The sequence below is a fragment of the Mesorhizobium sp. M0047 genome, assembly GCF_040323315.1.
Classification (GTDB): Bacteria; Pseudomonadota; Alphaproteobacteria; order Rhizobiales; family Rhizobiaceae; genus Mesorhizobium.
In genome coordinates this window covers 1-864 of the sequence record NZ_JAMYUW010000113.1, presented here as the reverse complement: position 1 = coordinate 864, position 864 = coordinate 1, and the positions used below count along the sequence as shown (strand labels likewise).

Below are 864 nucleotides of genomic sequence, written 5' to 3'. Positions count from 1 at the left end.
AATGGTTACGATCGCCGGGTCGCGCTCGAGCCCATTTTTGGAAACAAAGGTGTCGAAACTGCAGCCGTCGCCGACATGCGTGAATCGACGCCGGGCACGTCACTTCTTGACGCCGGGGCAATCGGCAGGCCTGTAGCGCCCCTTGGCGCGATCCGGCGAGGCGCCGTAAATCTTGACCAGCGTGCCAACGGCTCCATCTTATTCGTACCGGTGCTCGCTATTCAGCGCGAGGTGTAACGGATATGTCGAGAGTTCTCGTCGCTTTTGCGCTCGCAGGCGTCTGCCTGACATCGACACCGGTATATGCCGGTATCGATCTCGGGCTAGAAACTTTTCACCAAACCTGTCTTGCCCAGGGCCCCGACTTCGAGCGAACCGTCGCTGTGGCGAAGACGCGTGGATGGACACCGCTATCCGGTGACGCAGCGCTTGCTCCAGTCGATGACGTGAATGCCTTTCAGGGGTGGGCTGTGACTGGCAATGATCTACCTGCCGGAACCATAATCGCGGTGACCAAAGCCACCTTGAACGGCAAGGCCGTGCAGACCTGTTCCATCAGACTGTTCGACGTCGACCGCGCAACATTCGAACAGCGCTTCTTCGCCCGGACGGACGCCGAAAAAATCAGCGAGGACCGGAATGGAGATCAGGTCTCCAAACTTTACATATTGATTGCAGGCAATCGAAAACAGCTCGTCCATTTGACATCGCCGGTCGACACGCAGCGAGCGAATTCGATCATTGCAAGCTCGATAGCCGACGAATGATCAGGCGCCGAAGCCTTTTCCCGCCATCCTCTGGAACAGGTCGTCTGCCTGTGCCGGTGAAAGGTTCATGTCGGTGGCGACCCACCAGGCGAGGACC

The 864-nt window shown here is 58.3% G+C and carries 2 protein-coding genes; both read left to right on the top strand.

All coding sequences use genetic code 11. The annotated features are described in order from the left end of the window. Window positions 1-237: hypothetical protein (locus NKJ89_RS35615; protein ID WP_352609079.1), on the top strand; the 237-nt coding region annotated here is incomplete at its 5' end. A gap of 5 nt (window positions 238-242) precedes the next feature. Further along, a complete protein-coding gene (locus NKJ89_RS35610; RefSeq protein WP_352609078.1) occupies window positions 243-767 on the top strand; it encodes a hypothetical protein in 525 nt (174 codons plus the stop codon). Window positions 768-864: the final 97 nt, after the last annotated feature.